The 16,638-nt window shown below is 64.8% G+C and carries 17 protein-coding genes and 1 pseudogene; 8 read left to right on the forward strand and 10 right to left on the reverse strand.

Annotated features, from left to right (window positions below):
- Positions 1-34 precede the first annotated feature (34 nt).
- Both FW760_RS06540 and elbB read left to right on the forward strand, forming a co-directional pair.
- Positions 35-676 carry a DedA family protein gene (locus tag FW760_RS06540; protein WP_116052407.1) on the forward strand — a complete coding sequence of 214 codons (642 nt, stop codon included), beginning with the start codon at positions 35-37 and terminating at the stop codon, positions 674-676.
- A 116-nt stretch (positions 677-792) separates the two neighbouring features.
- Entirely contained in the window at positions 793-1,461 is a 669-nt protein-coding gene (elbB, locus tag FW760_RS06545) for an isoprenoid biosynthesis glyoxalase ElbB (protein WP_043863385.1), read from the forward strand.
- Between the two features lie 4 nt (positions 1,462-1,465).
- On the opposite strand, the gene FW760_RS06550 is transcribed toward elbB, so the two are convergent.
- Positions 1,466-1,927: a YaiI/YqxD family protein gene (locus FW760_RS06550; protein WP_043863384.1), complete on the reverse strand. Its 462-nt coding sequence runs from the start codon at positions 1,925-1,927 to the stop codon at positions 1,466-1,468.
- Positions 1,928-2,025: 98 nt separating this feature from the next.
- Positions 2,026-3,543, reverse strand: a pseudogene (locus FW760_RS06555) (FTR1 family protein); the annotation flags it as partial.
- A gap of 434 nt (positions 3,544-3,977) precedes the next feature.
- Here FW760_RS06555 and FW760_RS06560 point away from each other — a divergent pair.
- Genes FW760_RS06560 through FW760_RS06575 form a run of 4 tightly spaced genes read left to right on the forward strand, consistent with a single transcriptional unit; the run spans position 3,978 to position 7,119 of the window.
- Positions 3,978-5,369 carry a COG3014 family protein gene (locus tag FW760_RS06560; protein ID WP_054915494.1) on the forward strand — a complete coding sequence of 464 codons (1,392 nt, stop codon included), beginning with the start codon at positions 3,978-3,980 and terminating at the stop codon, positions 5,367-5,369.
- A gap of 14 nt (positions 5,370-5,383) precedes the next feature.
- Positions 5,384-5,758, forward strand: a complete 375-nt coding sequence (locus FW760_RS06565) for a YcfL family protein (protein WP_043863382.1) — start codon at positions 5,384-5,386, stop codon at positions 5,756-5,758.
- Between the two features lie 29 nt (positions 5,759-5,787).
- Positions 5,788-6,375, forward strand: a complete 588-nt coding sequence (lpoB, locus tag FW760_RS06570) for a penicillin-binding protein activator LpoB (protein ID WP_043863467.1) — start codon at positions 5,788-5,790, stop codon at positions 6,373-6,375.
- 3 nt (positions 6,376-6,378) lie between these two features.
- A complete protein-coding gene (locus FW760_RS06575; RefSeq protein WP_043863381.1) occupies positions 6,379-7,119 on the forward strand; it encodes a hypothetical protein in 741 nt (246 codons plus the stop codon).
- Positions 7,120-7,242: 123 nt separating this feature from the next.
- On the opposite strand, the gene FW760_RS06580 is transcribed toward FW760_RS06575, so the two are convergent.
- From FW760_RS06580 to FW760_RS06590, 3 genes are all read right to left on the reverse strand, one after another.
- Positions 7,243-7,875: a LysE family transporter gene (locus FW760_RS06580; protein ID WP_043863380.1), complete on the reverse strand. Its 633-nt coding sequence runs from the start codon at positions 7,873-7,875 to the stop codon at positions 7,243-7,245.
- An 85-nt stretch (positions 7,876-7,960) separates the two neighbouring features.
- On the reverse strand, positions 7,961-8,548 hold the full coding sequence (locus FW760_RS06585) for a mechanosensitive ion channel family protein (protein ID WP_043863379.1): 588 nt from the start codon (positions 8,546-8,548) through the stop codon (positions 7,961-7,963).
- The gene (locus FW760_RS06590; protein ID WP_058541744.1) at positions 8,548-10,458 is read right to left on the reverse strand and encodes an ATP-binding cassette domain-containing protein; all 1,911 of its coding nucleotides are present in this window, start codon (positions 10,456-10,458) and stop codon (positions 8,548-8,550) included. The genes FW760_RS06585 and FW760_RS06590 overlap by 1 nt, the downstream gene beginning before the upstream one ends.
- A gap of 50 nt (positions 10,459-10,508) precedes the next feature.
- Here FW760_RS06590 and FW760_RS06595 point away from each other — a divergent pair, with 50 nt between their 5' ends.
- On the forward strand, positions 10,509-10,985 hold the full coding sequence (locus tag FW760_RS06595; RefSeq protein ID WP_100634252.1) for a TIGR02444 family protein: 477 nt from the start codon (positions 10,509-10,511) through the stop codon (positions 10,983-10,985).
- Here FW760_RS06595 and FW760_RS06600 read toward each other — a convergent pair.
- Positions 10,961-11,893 (reverse strand): AlgP family protein, encoded by a 933-nt coding sequence (locus FW760_RS06600; protein WP_116052409.1) that lies wholly within the window; start codon positions 11,891-11,893, stop codon positions 10,961-10,963. The genes FW760_RS06595 and FW760_RS06600 overlap by 25 nt on opposite strands.
- A gap of 227 nt (positions 11,894-12,120) precedes the next feature.
- On the opposite strand from FW760_RS06600, the gene FW760_RS06605 reads away from it, so the two are divergent.
- Positions 12,121-12,786 carry an FKBP-type peptidyl-prolyl cis-trans isomerase gene (locus FW760_RS06605; protein WP_116052410.1) on the forward strand — a complete coding sequence of 222 codons (666 nt, stop codon included), beginning with the start codon at positions 12,121-12,123 and terminating at the stop codon, positions 12,784-12,786.
- A gap of 25 nt (positions 12,787-12,811) precedes the next feature.
- Here FW760_RS06605 and FW760_RS06610 read toward each other — a convergent pair whose 3' ends face one another.
- The 4 genes from FW760_RS06610 to FW760_RS06625 form a co-directional block, all read right to left on the reverse strand.
- On the reverse strand, positions 12,812-13,282 hold the full coding sequence (locus FW760_RS06610) for an Rsd/AlgQ family anti-sigma factor (protein ID WP_043863375.1): 471 nt from the start codon (positions 13,280-13,282) through the stop codon (positions 12,812-12,814).
- A gap of 232 nt (positions 13,283-13,514) precedes the next feature.
- A complete protein-coding gene (locus tag FW760_RS06615; RefSeq protein WP_043863374.1) occupies positions 13,515-14,036 on the reverse strand; it encodes a disulfide bond formation protein B in 522 nt (173 codons plus the stop codon).
- A 210-nt stretch (positions 14,037-14,246) separates the two neighbouring features.
- Positions 14,247-15,485, reverse strand: a complete 1,239-nt coding sequence (locus FW760_RS06620; protein WP_058541740.1) for a heme biosynthesis HemY N-terminal domain-containing protein — start codon at positions 15,483-15,485, stop codon at positions 14,247-14,249.
- Positions 15,482-16,615: a uroporphyrinogen-III C-methyltransferase gene (locus FW760_RS06625; protein WP_043863372.1), complete on the reverse strand. Its 1,134-nt coding sequence runs from the start codon at positions 16,613-16,615 to the stop codon at positions 15,482-15,484. The genes FW760_RS06620 and FW760_RS06625 overlap by 4 nt, the downstream gene beginning before the upstream one ends.
- Between the last annotated feature and the right edge of the window lie 23 nt (positions 16,616-16,638).

Below are 16,638 nucleotides of genomic sequence, written 5' to 3' on the forward strand. Positions count from 1 at the left end.
TAGGCTGCGCGTTCATTTCGCCAGCACCCAGAAAATGCTTGAACAATTCCTGCAGGATTTCGGCTATTTTGCCCTTTTTCTAGGCACCTTTTTTGAAGGTGAGACCATACTGGTTCTCGCCGGATTTCTTGCGTTCCGTGGCTACATGGATATCAACTTGGTGGTGCTGGTTGCCTTCTTCGGCAGCTATGCCGGCGACCAGCTGTGGTACTTCATGGGGCGTCGTCACGGGCGCAAGCTGCTGGCGCGCAAGCCGCGCTGGCAGATGATGGGGGACCGTGCGCTGGAGCACATCCGCCGCCACCCCGACATCTGGGTGCTGAGTTTCCGTTTCGTCTACGGCCTGCGCACGGTGATGCCCGTGGCCATCGGCCTGTCCGGCTACCCGCCGCGCCGCTACCTGCTGCTCAACGGCATTGGTGCCGCGGTATGGGCACTGGCCCTGGGCGCGGCCGCCTACCACTTCGGCGCCATCCTCGAAGGGCTGCTGGGCAACGTGAAGAAGTACGAGCTGTGGGTACTCGGTGCCCTGGTGCTACTGGGCGCCCTGCTGTGGCTGCGCCGGCGCTTCAAGGCCGCGCGGATTGCCCGCCAGGAAGCCGCCGAGGCCCAGGCCGAACTGGCACGGGCCCAGGCCCGGGAGCAGCACACTGGCGAAGGTGGCGACCGGCCATAGGCCTGGCTGCTCGCTCTCACGACTGAACACTCCCCCTGCATTGCGATCTATGTAGAGAGCCTGGCGAGAATGGCCAAATCAGGGGACATTTAGCGCCTTGAACGGGAGTAGTGAGCATGACCAAGAAAAAAGTTGCGGTGATCCTTTCCGGTTGCGGTGTGTACGACGGTGCCGAAATTCACGAGAGCGTCATCACCCTGCTGCGCCTTGACCAGCGTGGCGCCCAGGTGCAGTGCTTTGCACCGAACATTGCGCAGATGCATGTGATCAACCACCTTACCGGCGAAGAGATGCCCGAAACGCGCAACGTGCTGGTGGAGTCGGCGCGCATTGCGCGCGGCGAGGTCAAGGACCTGCGTGAAGCGAATGCGGACGACTTCGACGCACTGATCGTGCCCGGTGGCTTCGGCGCTGCGAAAAACCTCTCCAACTTCGCCGTGGAAGGCGACAAATGCTCGGTCAACCCCGATGTGCTCGCACTGGCCGAAGCCTTCGCCGAAGCGGGCAAGCCGGTGGGCCTGATCTGCATTTCGCCGGCCCTGGCGGCCAAGATCTACGGGCCAGGCGTGGTCTGCACCATCGGCAACGATGCCGACACCAGCGCGGCCGTGGTCAAGATGGGCGGCACCCATGAAGAATGCGATGTGCACGACATCGTCGAAGACACTCAGCGCAAGCTGGTCAGCACCCCCGCCTACATGCTGGCGCAGAGCATCGGCGAGGCGGCGGGCGGGATCTACAAGCTGGTCGACCGGGTGCTGGAACTGACCCACGAGGCCGACTGAGGCATCACTGCGGGTAGGCGCGTGCCAACCGCGTGAGAATGCGGTCCAGCGCATTGGCGAAGGCCTGTTTCTCACGCTCGCCGTAGGGCGCCTGCCCACCACCGACCTGGCCCTGCTCGCGCAGGTCGGTGAACAGGTTGCGCACCGCCAGCCGCTCGCCCATGTTGCGCTCGTCGAATTCGCGGCCACGCGGATCGAGCGCGGCCACCCCCTTCTTGACCAGCCGATCGGCCAGCGGCACATCGCTGCAGATCACCAACTCGCCGGGCACGGCGTGTTCCACCAGGTAGTCGTCGGCAGCATCCGGCCCACTGGGCACCACGATGAGCCTGACGCAGGCAAAGGCCGGCTTGATCTGGCCCTGACCGGCGACCAGCACCACCTCGAACTGGCGCTTGAGGGCAAATTTGACCAGTTGGTCCTTGGCCGCCTTGGGGCAGGCATCGGCGTCGATCCAGACACGCATGGTTGGGTTATCCACCGCAAAAAGAACAAGGGGCACAGTATCCCTGCATTGGCGCGGCGTTGCAGCATTCGCCGACAAGCCAGCGCAGGGGCCCTCGATCAGTGCACCGAAACCCGCCGCCCTGCCAGCCAGCTGCGCCCGTACAACACTGCAATGGCCACCAGCGCCAACGCCTGCGCGGCCAGCGAATACGCATCGGCATGAATCCCCAGCCAGTCGAAGTCGAAGAACGGCACTGGCCGCGTACCGAACACCCCCGCCTCCTGCAACGCCTTCACCCCATGCCCGGCGAACACCACCGACAACGCGCACAGCAGCGCCGCGTTGATGCTGAAGAACAACGACAGCGGCAATTTCGCCGACCCGCGCAGAATCACCCACGCCAGACCCACCAACAGCACCAGCGCCGTCGCCCCGCCGGCCAGCACCGCATCGTGCGTCGCAGGCCCGGCCTGCAGCCACAGGGTTTCGTAGAAAAGGATCACCTCGAACAGTTCGCGGTAAACCGAAAAGAACGCCAGCACGGCAAAGCCGAAGCGGCCGCCGCCCCCCACCAGGCTGCTTTTGATGTAGTCCTGCCAGGCCGCCGCATGGCGCCGGTCGTGCATCCACACCCCCAGCCACAGCACCATCACGCAGGCGAACAGGGCGGTGCAGCCCTCCAGCAGTTCACGCTGTGCGCCCCCCACGTCGATCACGTAGGCAGCCAGTGCCCAGGTGGCAAAGCCCGCCACCAGGGCCAGCGCCCACCCCACGTTGACGCTGCGCACTGCCGACTGCTGCCCGGTATTGCGCAGGAAGGCCAGAATCGCCGCCAGCACCAGGATTGCCTCCAGCCCCTCGCGCAGCAGAATCAGCAGGCCGGAGATGAAGCTCAGCGACCAGCTCAGGCCATCGCCACCCAGCAGCTTGGCCGATGCTTCGAGCTTGGCCTTGGCCGCCGCCAGGCGTTGCGTCACCTGCTCCACCGGCAAGCCGTCCTGCAACCCCTGGCGGTAGGCCATCAGGGCCTTTTCGGTGTTCTTGCGCAGGTTGGCATCGACGTTGTCCAGGGCGCTTTCCACCAGCTCGAAGCCCTCCAGGTACGCCGCCACCGACAGGTCGTAGGCCTGCTCGTGGTCGCCGGCACGATAGGCGGCCAGGCTCTGTTCGAGGGTGGTGGCGGTGTAGTCGATCAGTTGGCCAGGGCCGCGTTGCGCCGCTGGCGGCTTGGCGCGCTGGGCACGAAAGGCGGCCGCCGCCTCGCCACCCTGGGTGTCACGCACCTGCGCCGGGGTGAGCTGCGCCAGCTCGGCCAGGCTGAAGCGCCGGTCGGCCTGCACAGCACCAGGCTCGGCGCTGAAGCCGGCAATGTAGCTGGCCACATCCCAGCGCTGGCGCTCGTCGAGCTGGTCGGCGAACGCCGGCATGTCACTGCCCTCGATGCCCTGCTCCATCACCCGGTACAGCTCGGCCAGGCTCAGGGTGTCGAGCCGCGCCGCCTGGCGCAGATCGCCCGGCGGTGGTTCCAGCCCCAACCCCGCAGGCCCATCGCCGGCGCCGCCGTCACCGTGGCACACCGAACAGTGCTGGGCGTACAGCGGTGCACCGCGGGCCGGGTCCGGGGTAATCACCGGCGCTAGCGGCGCGGCACTGCTCAAGGCACTGCCCAGGGCCAGCAGCGGCCCTAGCAGCCAGGCGAACACACGGGGGCGGGGCGTCATGGGAGCCAATCTCGAACAGGAATGAGGAGGATTGCATTGTTCACTTCCACTTGCGCCGGCTCAAGCACCACCCGGAAGTTTCATGAAAAATTTTGAAACAAGTTTATCTCCTACCCCGGGAATCGACTTATTCCTACACCACACGGGAAATGTGACCACTGGCACATCCAAGAAAAAATGAAGCACAAGGCCATTAATTAGCCAGTCATTGCGTCTATAATGCCGCGCCTTTCGTTATAGCGAATGGAAATACAGGCTCCTCTGCTAAGAGGATTTGGAACTAGCGTCCAAAGGGATCACCGCCACTCGCCGGCGCCTAATGTCACTTTTCAGGGAAGAGATTCAAGATGGCCTCCCGTGTCCTCACCGTCGCCACGCTGTGCGCGATCGTCCAACTGACGGGCTGCGCAGCGTTTCGCAGCTACGACAGCGAACTCCAGGAAACCAACCAGCAGCTGGCCAGCGGCAACGTCGACGCGGCCCTGGCCCTGCTGGAAAAGAACAACAAGGGTGAGGACAAGGACCTTCTCTACTACTTCGAGAAAGGCGAACTGCTGCGCTCCAAGGGCGACCTGAGCGGCAGCCAGGATGCCTGGCGCGAAGCCGATAGCGTGGTGTTCAAGTGGGAAGAGTCGGTGAAGCTGGACACCGCCAAGTACCTGAGCCAGTTCGGCAGCTACCTTGTCAACGACAAGGTGCGCCGCTACGAAGGCTACGACTACGAAAAAGTCATGCTGACCACCCAGATGGCCCTGAACCTGCTGGCGCAGAATGATTTCGACGGTGCCCGCACCGAAATCAAGAAAACCCACGAGCGTGAGGCCGTGATCGCCGAGCTGCGCGACAAGGAATACCTCAAGCGCGAAGAAGAGGCCGAGAAGGAAGGCGTCAAGACCGAGTACAAGGACCTGCAGGGCTACCCGGTGGCCGCCCTGGACGCGCCTGAAGTGGTCGGCCTGAAGAACAGCTACCAGAGTGCGTTCAGCCACTACCTGTCCGGCTACGTATACGAGGCACTGGGCGAAAAAGGCCTGGCTGCACCGGGCTACCGCAAGGCGGCCGAACTGCGCCCGAACACCGCGCTGCTCGAGCGTGCGCTGCTCGACCTCGACAAGCCTGCCGCCAAGGGCGCCGACAGCGACGTGCTGATCGTGGTGCAGAGCGGCCTGGCGCCGGCCCGCGACTCGGTGCGCATCCCCCTGCCCCTGCCAATCAGCGGCAATCTGGTGATCACCCCGCTGTCGTTCCCGATCATCAAGGAAGACACCTCCACCGCGCACTTCAGCGAGATCTACCTGAACGACAAGACGCTCTCGCTGACCGCGCTCAACAGCACCACCGCCATGTCGCGCCGCGCGCTGCGTGACGACATGCCAGGCATCATCCTGCGCACCAGCGTGCGCGCCATCACCCGTGGCGTGGCGCAAAAGCAGCTCAACGACGTCAACCCGCTGGCTGGTCTGGCCGTGGGCATCGCCTCGGCCGTCACCGAAGGCGCCGACACCCGCACCTGGCGCACCCTGCCGGACGACACCCTGGTTGCCCGCGTGCGCCTGGCCCAGGGCGAGCACCAGCTGAGCCTGCCGTCGAACCTGGGCGGCAGCAAGATCGCCGTGAAGATCGATCGCCCCTATCAGGTCGTGGCCCTGCGCGTCGTGGGCAACCGCGTCTACGCCGGTGGCCCGGCCCTGCAAGTCACCCAGCCTGCGCCGGCCGCCGCCGTCGCCAGCCTCAAGTAAGCCAAGGAATCGCCATGCGCCTCAAGCTTCTCGCCGCGCTCGCCACCGCCACCCTGCTGGCCGGCTGCGCCACCCCACCACCGCCCGCACCGGGCAGCGCCGCCAGCAAGGTGGTCGTGATGGGCAAACTGAGCAACATCGATATCGGCCCGATGCGGGTTGCCCGCGAAAACGGCTTCATGACCGTCAAGGTCTCGCTGACCAACACCAGCCGCAGCAACAAGACGATGTTCTATCGCTTTGCCTGGCTGGGCAACGACGGCTTCCCGGTCGCCAGCGAAGAAAGCTGGAAGACCCTGAGCCTGTACGGCTCGCAGTCCACCGTACTGCCAGCGATTGCCCCGGTCCCCCAGGCCACTGACTTCCGCATTGAAGTCCAGGCCCAGTAATTTTCAATTTTCAGGAGATGCTCAACATGATGTTCGCTCGTTTTTCCCTGCTGGCCGTAGTGGTCGCGCTGGCCAGCGGCTGCGCCAACAACTCCCCTGTACTGGGCGGCAAGAACATTGGCTACGGCGACAGCAAGGCCGTTGAACTGGTCACCAACGAGTTCGGTTCCACCGACCTGCAGATGATCGCCGAAAGCATGACCCGCTCGCTGGCCCAGTCCGGCATCCTGCAGGGCCGTCCGGTGGTTCAGGTCTACGACGTGAAGAACAAGACCAGCGAGTACATCGATACCCGCGAGATCACCACCTCGATCAAGACCCAGCTGATGAAGACCGGCACCGCCCGCTTCGCCAGCGACAACAACCAGATGCAGAGCCAGGTCGACCAGCTCAAGCTGCAGAACCAGAGCGGCCTGTACAAGAAGAACACCGTGGCCAAGACCGGCAACATGATCGCTGCCAAATACCGCCTGGAAGGGTCGATCAGCTCGATCGTCAAGCGCAGCAGCGACTACAAGGACGTGTTCTACAAGTTCAGCCTGCAGCTGATCGACGTGGAAAGCGGCCTGGCCGAGTGGATGGACGAAAAAGAAATCCGCAAGACCACGGAGCGCTAAGCAATGCGTGCATGGATGGGCATCATCGGCCTGGCTTGCGCGTTCGGCGTGCAAGCGGCCCCCAAGGTAGCGGTCACCGACCTGGCTTATCAGGAGCGCGTGGAGCAGTACATCCACATGGTCTCGGCGAGCAGCAACTCGAATGCGAGCATGTACCACGCCAACGCGTCGTCCAGCTACAGCGAGTTCGAAAGCAGCCAGAGCTACATCGAGCAGACCGAGCTGCGCAAGTTCAGCGGTGACATCAAGGGCGAGATCCTCAAGTCCGGCATGTTCCAGCTGGTGCAGGGCACGCCGTACACGGCCAAGGCCAAGCAGGACGTGTATGACGTGATCGCGCGGATCAAGGCGGGCAACTACAAGGGCGCCGACTACGTACTGTTCGGCACCCTGTCGGATATCGACTTCCAGCGCGATATCACCTCGATCGACAACACCAACAGCTACTCGGCGATCCTGGGCCTGACCCTGGTGGCCGATTTCAGCCTGATCAACACCCGTACCTATGAGATCACCTCGGCGTTCACCGCCATGGGTGAAGGCCAGGACACCAAGCTGGTGAACAGCCAGGACGTGCGGGTCAGCCTGAACCGTCCGCGGGTGGTGCGTGAAGTGTCCAAGGAACTGGGCATGGATGTGGCCAGACAGCTCAAGGAGCAGCTGGTGGGTGTGATGCCGGATCAGGAACGTGCGCCGATGCGCAACAACCTGCCGCCGGATGAGCCGGCGCAGATCTTGCGCTGAGCATGCAAAAGGCGACCTTCGGGTCGCCTTTTTTATTGGGTGTCTGTGCTGGCCTCTTCGCCGGCAACGCCGGCTCCCACAAGAACAGTGGTGACCCGCGATGGAAGGCGCAGCCTTCCGGTCTTAGACCGGCGCCCGGCGAATGGTCGCCAGCAATGTCGCCGCACCCAGGAACAACCCGGCAAACGTGCGGTTCATGCGCCGCTGCTGCCGGGGCGTGCGCAACAGGCGCAGCACCCGCGCCGCCAACCCGGTATAACCCGCCATCACCAGCAGGTCCACCGCCACCATGGTGCCGGCGATCGTCAGGTACTGCGGCAGCAGCTCGGCATGCGGATTGATGAACTGCGGCAGCACCGCAAGCATGAAGATCAGCGCCTTGGGGTTGCTGACGTTGACCAGAAAACCACGGAACACCAGGCTCAGCGGCTTGCCGATGGGGCGTACCGTCGAATCGTCGGCCAGGTCTGCCGGCAGCGCTCGCCACTGTTTCACGGCCAGGTAGATCAGGTAGGCAACGCCAAACCATTTGATGACCTGGAACGCGGTAGCCGAGGCAGCGAGTACCGCGCCCACGCCGGCGGCAATGATCGCGATCTGCATCACCAGCCCCAGCTGCAGGCCCAGCGCGTTCCAGTAGCCGCGCCAGAAGCCGTACTGCAGACCGCAGGACATGGACGCAATGGCCCCCGCCCCCGGCGAAAGACTGATTACCCAACAGGCAGCAAAAAAAGCCAACCACGTTTCCAGCGACATCACACACCTCGGCCCGGACCCTTGTTCAAGGGTTCCACGCTAATGCGCCGCTGAAAAAATCACCACATTTTTTTGCAGCCGGTGTTCAGGCCCCGGGTTTCGGGCTTTCGCTTACCACGGCCAGGCCGTCCGAACCGCGCCAGCGGCGCACGCTCTTCTGGAAGAACTGGCTGTTGGGCACCTGCACCAGTGCGCCGCCCGCCTCGGGCAGTTCGACCAGGGTGGTGAACAGCAGGTTGATCGCGGTCACGCGGCCCTTGACCCCCGGCTTGTCGAGGGTCTCGACCAGCTCGACCACGTCGCCGATGCGAAACGGCCCCACGGTGAAGATCAGCACCGCGCAGAGCAGGTTGGACAGCACGCTCCACATCGCGAAGAAGGCCACCGCCGCCACCGCGACAAAGCCCGACAGGGCCGTCCACAGCACCGTGGCCGAAACACCCAGGCGCTCCAGCACGAAGATCAGCGCGCTGCCCATGATCAGCCAGCGCAAGCCGCCGCGCAGCGGCACCATCAGCTCCGGCGGCAACGGGTAACGCTCGCTCAGGCGAGTCAGGCAGCGCGCCACCAGGCGTTGCAGCAGGTACGCCGCGACCAGGATCAGCAGTATCTGCAGGCCCATCCAGAAGGGGCCGATCCACTCGACCGGCAGCAATCCCTGCATCGACTCCATCAGGACAACGCCTCCAGCTCGGCCTGCATGCTTTCAAGCACTTCGAGCGCTTGCATCCAGGCTTCTTCCAGCTCGCCTTCGCGCACCTTCAGCTTGGCCTGGCGGGCCAGCAGCTCGCGCAGCTCGTCCTTGCGCGCCGCTTCATACAGCGCGCTGTCGCTCAGGCTGGCATCGACCCCGGCCAGCTCTTCATGCAACTTGGCCAGCTCGGCTTCGAGCTTGTCGGCCTGGCGCTTGTGCGGGGCCAGTTGCTGGCGCAACGCCGCCGCAGCCTGGCGCTGGGCCTTCTTGTCGGTCTTGTCGGGGTTGACCGGTGTGGTGCTGACCGGGGCATTGCGCTGACGATACTCGACCAGCCAGCGGGTGTAGTCGTCGAGGTCGCCATCGAAGGTCTCGACCTTGCCGTCTGCCACCAGCAGGAAGTCGTCGGTGGTGCTCTTGAGCAGGTGACGGTCGTGGGACACCACCAGTACCGCGCCACTGAACTCCTGCAGGGCCATGGTCAGTGCCAGGCGCATCTCCAGGTCCAGGTGGTTGGTCGGTTCGTCGAGCAGCAGCAGGTTGGGCCGCTCCCAGGCAATCAGCGCCAGGGCCAGGCGGGCCTTTTCGCCGCCGGAGAAGTTCAGCACCGGCTCGTCGATGCGCGCACCGCGAAAGTCGAAACCGCCGAGGAAGTCGCGCAGGGTCTGCTCGCGCTCGGTGGGGGCCAGGCGCTGCAGGTGCAGCAGGGGGCTGGCCTTGCTGTCCAGCGAATCGAGCTGGTGCTGGGCAAAGTAGCCCACCACCAGGTTCTCGCCGCGCACCAGGCGTCCGGCCAGCGGCTCCAGCTCGCCGGCCAGGTTCTTGATCAGGGTCGACTTGCCGGCGCCGTTGGGGCCCAGCAGGCCGATGCGCGCACCCGGGGTGAGCTGCAGCTTGACCTTCTCCAGCACGGTCTTGTCGCCATAGCCCAGGCGGGCTTCGGCAAGGTCGAGCAGCGGGCTGGAGATCTTCTCGGACTCGCGGAAGGTGAAGTCGAACGGCGAGTCGACATGCGCCGCCGAAAGCTCCTCCATGCGCTCCAGTGCCTTGATGCGGCTTTGTGCCTGGCGCGCCTTGGTGGCCTGGGCCTTGAACCGGGCGATGTACTTTTCCATGTGGGCGCGTTGCGCCTGCTGCTTCTCGTACGCCTGCTGCTGTTGCGCCAGGCGTTCGGCACGGGCGCGCTCGAAGGCGCTGTAGCCGCCGCGGTAGAGGGTCAGCTTGCACTGTTCCACGTGTGCCACGTGGTCGACCACCGCATCCAGGAAATCGCGGTCGTGGGAAATCAGCAGCAGCGTGCCGGGGTAGCTCTTGAGCCAGTCTTCAAGCCACAGGATCGCATCCAGGTCCAGGTGGTTGGTGGGCTCGTCTAGCAGCAGCAGGTCGCTGGGGCACATCAGTGCCTGGGCCAGGTTCAGGCGCATGCGCCAGCCGCCGGAGAAGTCGCCGACGCGCCGGTCCATCTGTTCGTTGCTGAAGCCCAGGCCGGCCAGCAGCTTGCGGGCGCGGGCATCGGCGGTATAACCGTCGGCGCTGTCGAGCTCCACATGCAGGCGGGCCAATGCATTGTTGTCGTGCGCGGCCTCGGCGGCTGCGAGCGCAGCCTGTACCTCGCGCAGGCGCACGTCGCCATCGAGCACGTAGTCCACCGCCAGGCGATCGAGGGTATCGACCTCCTGGCGCATGTGCGCGATGCGCCAGTCGCCGGGCAGCTGGCATTCGCCCGAATCGGGCGTGAGCTCACCGCGCAGCAAGGCGAACAGGCTGGATTTGCCGGCGCCGTTGGCACCGATCAGGCCGGCTTTCTGGCCGGCGTGCAGGGTCAACTCGGCGCCTTCTAGCAGGCGCTGGGGACCACGCTGTAAAGTGAGGTTCGAAAGTCTGATCATAATGGCCGCGGAGTCTACCAGCTTCGATGGCAACTGGCGCGAGTAGGACCATGCACACCGACCTGTGGAATTTCGCTCTGCACCTGTACGCCCGACCGGGCGTGGAGGCTGCCTGCCTGGCCTTGCAGGACGAAGGGGCCGATGTGTGCCTTCTGCTGTGCGGGGCGTGGCTTGAAGCCCGCAGGGCCGGGGTGACCCCCGAGCGCGTACAGCACCTGCAACAGCTGGCCGCTGCCTGGCAGCAGCATGTGGTGACACCGCTGCGTCAACTGCGCCGCCAATGGCGTGCAGACGCGCAGCACGACCCGCAGCTGGCGCACTTGCGCGGGCAGGTCAAGGCACTGGAACTGGAGGCGGAGCGAACATTGCTGGCGCGCCTGCAACAGGCTAGCGAAGGCTGGATGAATCAGGGTGTGGCAGGTGACTGGCTGGCCGTGCTGGCCCCCCAGGGCACCCGGCACCACGACGCGCTGCAGGTGCTGCGCGTCGTGGCGGTGGCGGATCAGGAAGCAGTCGAGGGCGACTGAGTCACTGGGGTCGTCACGGGTGCAGCGGCAGGCGAAGCAGCAGGTGCGGCTGTGGTGGCCGCAGCAGGTGCCGAAGTCGCCGGTTTGGCAGCAGCGGGTTTGGCGGCCGGCTTGGCGGGTGCGCGGGTAGCGGCGGGCTTGGCGGGGGCCTTGGCAGCAGCAGGCTTGGCAGCTGGCTTGGCCGGAGCCTTGGCAGCGGCGGGTTTGGCAGCTGGCTTGGCGGCTGCAGGTTTGGCAGGCGCCTTGGCCGCAGCAGGTTTGGCAGCTGGCTTGGCCGGAGCCTTGGCAGCAGCAGGTTTGGCAGCTGGCTTGGCGGGCGCCTTGGCAGCGGCAGGTTTGGCAGCTGGCTTGGCGGGGGCCTTGGCGGCTGCGGGTTTGGCAGCAGACCTTGCCGGAGCCTTGGCGGCTGCAGGTTTGGCAGCTGGCTTGGCAGCGGCTGGCTTGGCTGCAGCCTTGCGGGCCGGGGCCTTGGTGGCCGACTTGGACGCTACCGGAGCAGCCTTGGCCGAACGCGAGGTCAGGGCCTTGGACGCTGCTTCCTGCACCTTGCCGACGCCTTGGGCGAGCTTCAGGCTTTCCTGCGCATCACGCTTGAGCTGCACGATGTACAGGCGGGTTTGCGACTGGCGATCCTTGAGCGAATCGAGCAGGGTTTCCAGTTCGCCTACGGCGCCCTTGGCCTTGTTCTGCGCCTTGTTCTTGCCGGCGACCGCAGCGTCCTGAAGTTTGAGACGCGACTTGTGAAGTTTTTCCTGCGCCTTGCCCCGTTGTTTTTCCAACTTGGCCAACAGTTTTTCAGCATCAGCCAGTGCTTGCGAGCAGGCACTTTCCAGATGCTCGAGCAAACTGCCCGAGAGTTGATGTAGCAGGTGTAATGGCGTACTGACTGGCTTCTTACTGGCCGACATGGCTTACCTCCTGGCTGACGAGAATGCGGCTCATACTAGACCTTCTGCTGCTACCGCCGCTAGGGCATGTTGACAGTAAGTAGGACGCCGCGTTGCATGCCTGGGCAAAGTTGTTATGGCTGCAGCTGCGCACAAGTGTAGATGCTGTTAAAAAGGCTGTCGGAATTTGCTCTATGCAAAGATTCATCCGGCCCTCACCATGCACTCAAACCACCTGGAGTGAGCCTGTGCCACGCTACCTGTTACTGCCCTTGCTGCTCGCCCTGCCCTGCGCATTCGCAGACACCACCGAGCCACCGGCAAGTGCTCACGACCTGTCCTATAGCGTCGGCGCCAGCCTGGGTGAACGGTTGCGCAACGAGATGCCCGAGCTGCAGCTCGATGCCTTGATCCAGGGGTTGCAACAGGCCTACGCGAACAAGCCCCTGGCAATCAGCCAGGCACGGCGCGAAGCGATTCTCAGCCAGCACGAGGCCCAGGCCAGCGAGGCCGCCGAGCAGTCGCAGGTGGAAATGCTGATGGCGGTGGAAACCCGTTACTTGGCCACCGAACGCGCCCGTGCCGGAGTACGAGAACTACCCGAAGGCGTACTGGTGACCGAACTGGTCAAGGGCAATGGTGCCTCACCCAGGGCCGATGGCCGGGTGCAGGTACGCTACGTCGGCAAGCTGCCCGATGGCAGCGTGTTCGACCAGAGCGAACAACCGCAGTGGTTCAGCCTCAAGAGTGTGATCGAGGGCTGGCAGGTGGCGTTGCCACAGATGGCTGTCGGGGCGAAATGGCGTGTGGTGATTCCGTCGGCCAAGTCCTACGGAGCCGATGGCGCAGGCGATCTGATTCCGCCATTCACGCCACTGATCTTCGAGATCGAACTACTGGGGGTTGCCGACTGAATGTCGGCAACGGAGGAGACAGGAATCAGGCCTGAACGGCCTCTTCTTCCTTGTGCGCGTTGTGCAGCACTTCGATCAGGCAATCCTCAAGCTCGAAGCGCTCGTGGAGCAGGCTGCCCAGCTCGCTGAGCTTCTTGGCGAAGCGCTCCTGGTCGGTACAGTTGCCCTTGTCGCAGTGATCGTTGAAAGCCGACGCGATATCGGTAATGGCACTGATACGAGGGCTGATCTGCTTCGCCAGTTCCAGGCCCTTGTCATCTCCGAACGCCTTGGCTTCAGCCACCAACTGCTCACTGACCTCGAAGTGCCAGGCGGAGACGTAATCGACCAGTATCGCGCAGAAGCCGAGGTTCTTGTCCTTGTCCGCAAAGGCCGGTTTGGCATCGCGCAATGCGCGAAAGGCCGTGACCAGTTCGGCCCGCTCGTCCAGCCAGCGGTCAATCAGCTTGTGAACCCCACCCCAGCGTTCCTGAGCATTCTGACAACTATCTAACATGGCGGTGTCTTCCCTTCTGGGTCATGCCGCTGCGCCCCGTCGTGCGAGGTATGCACAACAAAGGGAGAAAGCAGCAGAACGGCATCGAGCAGCAGTGTTTTGGGTATGCGTGCAAGGGAGATTATTCCCGCGCGCCCTTGCCTTCAAGGTACGCAGGCGACAAGTTTCATACAAGTGTTTAATCGCCGCACCCGCGGCCATCGGTCGATTGCCTGGCCCCCGCCGGCAAGCGTCAGGGTTTCAATGACTTGCCCGTGGCCGCTGGCTGCACGTACAGCAGCCGCGCCAACGCCAGCGCCGCCAGCAGCAGGAAGGCCAGCAGGCTCCACTCCGGCAGGCTCAGATCCAGAAAGCTCCAGGTGATCGAAGCGCAATCGGCCGAACCGAGCAGCATGGCGTGCAGCACGTCGGCAAGGCTGCCTTGCTCGATGAGCGCACCGAGGGGCATCGAGCAGGCCTCACCCGCCGCCACCCCGCTGCCCTGCAACCAGATCTGGCGCACCGCCAGCAAGCCGCCCCCCAGCGCCAGGCCCAACGCCGCAGCCGCATAGCGACGCGCACCCGGCTGACCCGGTGCATGCAGGCGCGCGGCCAGGCAGACACCGGCAAACACAACCAGCAATACACGCTGGCTCTGGCACAGCGGGCAAGGCACCAGCCCTTTGGTGAATTCGAGGTAAAACGCACCGGCGAGAATCAGTAACGACGCGACGAAAGCCAGGGAGAACAATGAGCGCAAACAGGCCAATGGCATGGCAAGTCCAGGTGCGGGAAAGACATGTAACAACGGTAGAGGAAAATCGAGCCTTGTTTCAAGGCACGACAGGCGCGATAAATCGCTGAAACATAAGGGAAGTGTCGAAGAGTTGAGGTGGATATTTCCTCTGTAACTCAGCGAAAAGTTACCCACCCCCGCAACCAGCCAAACAGTACGGGTTTAACCTGGGGCTAAACCCGTACGACGTCAGGCCCGGACGGCTTCAGGCAGAGGCAAGGCCAGCAGGCGCTCATCCAACAGGCCCAGGCCCTCCTGAAACAGCTGGTTGCTGCGCTCGGTGTCGCCCAGGCCGGCCAGCAGACGGGCCAGCTCGGCGCAGGCCTCAGGGTTGCGCTGCCGGCGCAGGCTGTCTTCGAAGTAGTCGCGCGCCTTGCCCCACAGACGATTCTGCAGGCTCAGACGACCCAGGGTCAGCAACAGGCTGGGATCGTCCGGGTGCTGCTTGAGCCAGCCCTCGGCCGTCTGCAACTGACGCGCCGGGTCGCCGCCTCGCACCAGCCCGTACAGCCGGGCCAGGTGGCTTTCGTATTCGCGCTGCAGGGCCGTACGCAGGACCTTCTCGGCGTCGCTTTCGGCGCCCAGCTGGCGCAGTTGCTCGGCATACGCCAGCACCAGTTGCGGCTCCTGGCGTTGTGCCGAGGTCAGTTGCTGCCAGGCACGTTCAAGGGACTGCTGTGCGGTCTGGTCGTCCTGCTCGCGGCGTGCGGCCAGGCTCAGGTTTTCGCCCCAGGCCCGCCGCTCCAGCTCGGCCAGTTCCGCGGCAGACAACACCTTGTCCTTGCGCAGCTCCGGCAGCAGGCGGATCACCGCGCTCCAGTCGCCACGCTGCTGGTACAGACGCTGCAACTGGCGCAGCACCTGCACGTTGTGCGGGTGGCGCTCGTGCATCGCCTGCAGGGTCACCAACGCTGCCTCGGTGTCACCGCGGTCGACCTGCAACTGCGCGTGGGTCAGGGCGATGGCCAGCTCGGCTTGCGGCTGGCGTTCCAGGGCACGTTCCAGCAGGTTGTCGCTGTCCTCGGTGCGCCCCAGTTCGTTGGCAGCGCGGGCCGCCCCGAGGTAATAGAGCAGCGGCTGGCGTTCGGCCTCGGCAGCGCGATGCAGATGGCGCTGGGCACTGGCCCAGCGGCCCTCGGCCAGGTCCAGTTGCCCCTGCTCGATGGCCAGGCGTGTACGCCGGCTGCGGTTGCGCCGCGACCATGGGTTGACCACCCCGCCCGAGGTGAACACCAGGCCCAGCACGAAGCGCACCATCAGCACCACGAGCACCACGGCCAGCAGCAGGGCCAGGGTCGCCCACAGGCTCGACTCGTAGCGGAAGCTGTCGTAGGCGATCAGCACGTATCCGCTATGCCGGGCCACGGCGATACCCAGCAGGGTCGCGGCGACGATCGCCACCACCACCCACAGGTAGGCACGTTTCATGGGGTGCCCTCCTCATGACCTTGTGCCGCCGGCTGGCGCGTGATCGATTCTTCGGCGGGCAGGTGGCGACGCTCGAGGTAGGCCTGGACCGCACCGAGGCTGTCGGCCAGGTCCGGCGTCACTACCGACACCGGCTCGTTCGCCACCGCGTTGAGCTGTTCGAGCATCGACTGGCTCTGCTCGTTGTCGTGGTTGAAGTTGGCCAGCAGCACGCTGCGCGCTTCATCCAGCGCCTGGGCATAGACCTTCGGCTCGCCGTTGAGCGCGGCCCACTGCGCCTGCTCCAGGGTCAGGCTCAGGGCCAGGCGCACCTGGTTCAGGGCCTGGCCGGCCAGCAACGGCTTGACGTTCTTGTCGGCATTGAAATCGATACGGAAGTAGCGCGACAGCTGCGCCCACCACTGTGACCAGCGGCTGGCACCGTCGCCGTCGGCAGCCAGGCCGAACAGCGGTTCGCCGCCTTCTTCGAATTCGGGGGCCATGGCGGTGAGCTGCACTACCTGCTCGCGCAGCGCGGCCAGCTTGAGGAACAGCCCGGTGCGGTCCGGTTGCTTGACGCTGTTCAGGGTGGCCAGGCTGCGTGCCAGCTGTTCGCGGGCAGCGAACGAGGCCGGGTCGCTCTGCTCGCGCAGGATCTGGTCGGCGCCTTCGACCAGCGCCCGAGCGCTGGTGATGTCCTGCAATGCCGACAGGCGCAGGCTGGCCAGGCGCAGCAGGTGCTCGGCCTCGGCCAGGCGCCAGTCCTTGCGGCTGGCACCGAGCACGGTCTCCAGACGCTGGCTCAGACGTTGCTGGTCGCCCTGCAATTGCGCCACCAGGCGCCGGCGCTCTTCGAGCTCGGCGGCCGGTGGCAGGTCGGCCAGGCGTGACGACAGTCGCTGCTCGCCCTGCTGCAAGGCCTGGGCCTGGGCATTCAAGGCCTGCAATTGTTCGCTCTGGAGCTGGTTGGCGCCCTGCAGGTGGCGCACCTGCCAGACACCCCAGCCACCGATTGCGACACCTGCCGCACCCAGCAGCAGGGCGAACAGTGCCAGACCGGTGCCGGCCCGCTTGGCAGGGGCGGCGGGCGTTTGCGCGGGCGCTTCTGGCGCCGGCTGCAGATCATCGTTGGGCAAGGCAGTTTCGCTCACGTATCCATCCTTTGCATTGGGGC

The sequence above is a fragment of the Pseudomonas sp. 1176_21 genome (assembly GCF_052850635.1).